A 3,502-nucleotide genomic window follows, 5' to 3' on the forward strand; every position below is an offset into this window, starting at 1 on the left:
AGACTCAACCACGCTTAAATACAGTTACAACCAGTTTGGTCAGCTAAGTAGTATTAACTTACAACAAGTCAATAGCAAAGCGAATGAGTCCGCTAGCGCAGCAAAGCCCCTTGTATCTTTAAGCTACGACAACCAAGGCAATATTAAAACGCAGCAGTTTGGTAACAGCATTACGCTTACTCAACAGTTTGATGTATTTAACCGCCTAACGCAGCAGCAACTAACGCACCCAGCTCACGCTCTGCTTGATACCTGTACGTACAAGTACGACAGCGTAAACCAGCTTGTAGCACGTGAAAACGAAGGTGTAAGCAGTCATAATATCAACTTTGAATACAACACTCTCGGGCAGTTAATACAACAAACGCTGGCAAACTCAAGTGCTGATACAACCACGCAATATAAGTGGGATAGCTTTGGTAACCCTCAAACTCAAACTGTGCAATCAAGCGCAATCGAAGCGACAAACGATACAAAAACGAGTAATGCATTAAACAGTGAGCACAGCACAGCAAGTGAAGCTGCAAATGAAGCAGTAAATAATAATGATATTGATGTTATAACTTCTGTTGATTTAACGCGCGCCACGCATAACGAATACAGCGATTTAGCGCCAACTAACCCTGCTGATAATATTGCATCAAGTATTTTTAATGCACACAACACCATTAAAAACAGCGCCACCGATGCCGACCGTTTAACGCAATTTGGCGACAGCGACTTTGACTACGACGAATTTGGTAACCAAATTCGCGAAACTGGCAAAGGCATTAAAACCCTTCGTGAATACAATGCATTTAACCAGTTAAGCTGTTTTAATAATAACGGCACGCTCACCCAATACGACTACGACCCACTGGGCCGCCGTATCGCAAAGCACACCGAGCATGGCAAAATTGACTACATTTGGGATAACGACCAGCTAATCGGCGAGTGCCACAACGGGCAATATACGTGGTATATAAACCTACCAAATCAATTTCATCCATTAGCGCTTATTAAAAAAGGTGAGATGTATTACTACCACCTAGACCAACTTAACACGCCGCGTTTTGTTACCAACAACAGCGCGCAAGTCGTGTGGGAAAACCAAGCCGATGCATATGGTTATAAAGAGCCAAAACTAGAAGCTGAATCAACTGTAAATAATACCTTTACTCAGCCAATTCGTTTTCAAGGGCAATATTTAGATGAAGAGAGCGGTCTGCATTATAATCGCTACCGCTATTACAGCCCAAAACAGCAGCGTTTTATAAACCAAGATCCAATAGGGTTAGTGGGTGGCATAAACCATTATCAATATGCGCCTAATCCGGTAAATTGGGTTGACCCGTTTGGGTTATTGTGTAAGGAGGGACAGGCAAAAGTTAAGGCCGCTCTTGATGCAAACCCAGAACTTTCAGATGCTCTTAAAAATCAAATAAATAGAGTTGCTAAGCGAAACCAATCGGGCTGCACGGCTGACGAGATGATTGAACAAATTACTGCACTCAGTGCTGCTACAGGTGGGCTTGATTTATTTCTAGCAAAATTAAGTAAACAGTTTATTGACGATTACAAGGCTGAGTTTCCTAATACCACTTTAAGTGATAAAGATTTACTTGAGCGCTATCAAGCAGGAAAAGAATACAAGGAAGCGACGAGATCATTGTATAACCCTAATTCAAAAAGCAAACCTGAAATTGATATTCCGGCTAAACTAGACGGTCCTGTGCGAGATGTGATAATTAGTAGAAGTAAAGAACTGAAACGGCTTCAAAAGCTGCGAGTCAAGGCTCAGAAAAATAAAGAAGCTATTAACGAAAATGATATTGATGCGAAGGAGAGAGTTAATCAATTAATGGTTAACTTGAGTGAGGCTATTGGAGAAGAATCAACTCGCTTAGTAATGGCGCAAGAGCATCCGGAATTTAAAGAAATTCCTAGCCAGTTGCCAGGAAAAGGTAAACAAGGTCAATTTGACCTTATTTATTATAAAGAAGACAAAAATACAGGAAAAATTATTACTGTTGAGGCTAAAGGTGGGGCTTCAACAAAAGGCAGCCGTAAAATAAAGAATGGTAAACGGGCTGAGCAAGGCTCACCTGAATACCGTAAAAGTATAATTTTAAACATGGAAAAGAAAATTAAAGCAGCACAAAAAGATCCGCGTTTTGACTCTAATTCTGATAAGTACGATCCTAAATTTAAAAAGCAGGTGGAAGGTTTAGAGGAAACACTGGACAAGCTAAAAGAAGCTGACGATGACAAGTTAATTAGCACTAAACTAGTTAGCCAACGTTTAAATAACGATGGCTCTCTAAAATTAGAAGCAGGTGAGACTTTAAAAGTAGAAGCTGAACTAAGTTCATTTAAAAACGACAAATGGGTACCAGACCAATGATAGAACGACACTATAAAGAAACGCATATGGAATTAGTCATTAAAGATATTAATAAATTTGAAAAGCGAATACCAAGAAAGATAAATACCATTAAAAATAAAAATAGTGGTGAAGTTCTTGGTAGCTCTATTCAAGACGCATTAGCTGGCTTTGCAGATTCTGTCGTTGCTGAATTCGATCACTCAGAACAATTGCGTTATCTCATGCTGCTTAAAGAATTTGGTACAGCAAATTTTGAGTTTGTTATGCGTGTTGGTGAAACTTTTCCCGTTACTATTGATGGTGAAACCTTTGAATTGACGGGGGCTCGTAAAACTGATTATGTGGATAACGATGAATGGTTAAACGCTTATTATAGCGCAGTTATTTTACGTGATCGCCCAGCAATTCACTCTTTGAGAGAAGTTGATGAAATAGTTTTTTTAAATGCGAATCTCAAGTGTAATACTTTTGATTTGGCAGTGGTTAATGTTATGCAAAACTTATTTACTGGCGGTGTAGATATGGGGGACCTGCTAGAAAAAGCATTACTAGCCGACGACCCGGATGACGATCGCCTACCTTATTCTTATCATACTTTATTACCATTAATAGCAGTGTACCGTTGTATTTTTACCCCTGATGCTGAGGCTGAATTTAATAGCGAAATGCGTGATGCAGTAGAAAAACATAAAGCTTTTTGGAAAAAAGATAGCTACGAAAAGCAAGGTTGGATTTCTTTGCCTTTAATTGCAGCCGCCGCGTTTGCTTACGACCGAAAGGGTTATAAATTAGATTTTGAAACTGATTACATCCCTAATTGGCTAGTGACGGGTGAATTTTTACCGGAAGACAAATGACTAACAGAATTAAAACAAGAATAACAAAGACACTCACTTTAATAGTGAGTGTTAAATTCTGAATATTAAAAGTAATTTGCTTTAGATTATAAGCGTTTTTTGTATATGTAAAGGTACTAATGGGGTCAAATCCTGAGGGATCCCCACAATTGCTAATAAGCTACAAGCACTCATGGCAATCCTTATTTAATTGCTTGAGTGCCTCTGAAAAAATTTTCAGTTTTATTTTATAACCAAACTTTTCGAAATATTGCGTCCCTAAACTAAAACTAGACAGCAC

At 38.9% G+C, this 3,502-nt stretch carries 2 protein-coding genes; both read left to right on the forward strand.

Translation table 11 applies throughout. The features are described from left to right. A partial coding sequence (locus tag I6F65_RS22010; protein WP_331461432.1) for an RHS repeat-associated core domain-containing protein occupies nt 1–2,383 on the forward strand: 2,383 nt, incomplete at its 5' end. Beyond that, complete coding sequence (locus I6F65_RS20995) at nt 2,380–3,222, forward strand: immunity 49 family protein (RefSeq protein ID WP_197114750.1); 843 nt, start codon at nt 2,380–2,382, stop codon at nt 3,220–3,222. The genes I6F65_RS22010 and I6F65_RS20995, both read left to right, overlap by 4 nt. The last annotated feature ends 280 nt before the right edge of the window (nt 3,223–3,502 follow it).

Origin of the sequence: Pseudoalteromonas sp. SWXJZ94C (genome assembly GCF_015864385.1) — a bacterium.
Lineage (GTDB): Bacteria > Pseudomonadota > Gammaproteobacteria > Enterobacterales > Alteromonadaceae > Pseudoalteromonas.